Below are 567 nucleotides of genomic sequence, written 5' to 3' on the forward strand. Positions count from 1 at the left end.
GGGCGGTAAAGCGGATTTTTATGCCATGCCAACATGAATAACGGCCGTCTGAAATTTTTCAGACGGCCTTGTGTGGAAATCTGGACGCATGGTCTGGAACGGGATTTGTGCTAAGTATGGCGTGCAAATCGCATAGACAAAAAAATAACCGCTTCAAGGCGGTGGGTGGTGGCCAGAGGCGGAATCGAACCGCCGACACACGGATTTTCAATCCGTTGCTCTACCAACTGAGCTATCTGGCCTTCGCGTGTTTCGTTGCGAGATGTGAATTAAACCAAATTTCGTTGTCTTGTGCAAGCGTTTGTAGGCTTTATTTTTTGGGTGGTAAATTAAGATTTTGTTTTGTATTGAATTATTTTTCGTTTTAATTAGCGGTTTTTTAGGTTTGCCGGTTTGATTTTCAGACGGCCTAAGATACAATCGACTTTTTTGCTTTGGATTTATGCCATGCTGTATGTGTTTGTTCGTGATATGTGGGATGTTTTGCGTTTGCGCTACCGTTCGCCGGAGACGTATTTGTATTCGCCTTTGGTAATGGCGGCGGTGTTGCTGCTGTTGGGTGTGGTG

The 567-nt window shown here is 45.0% G+C and carries 1 tRNA gene; it reads right to left on the reverse strand.

What is annotated here, in order from left to right:
• Positions 1–166: 166 nt before the first annotated feature.
• Positions 167–242: transfer RNA gene (locus ACTHUR_RS16700), tRNA-Phe, on the reverse strand.
• Positions 243–567 lie beyond the last annotated feature (325 nt).

The organism is Neisseria sp. P0021.S007 (assembly GCF_051956855.1).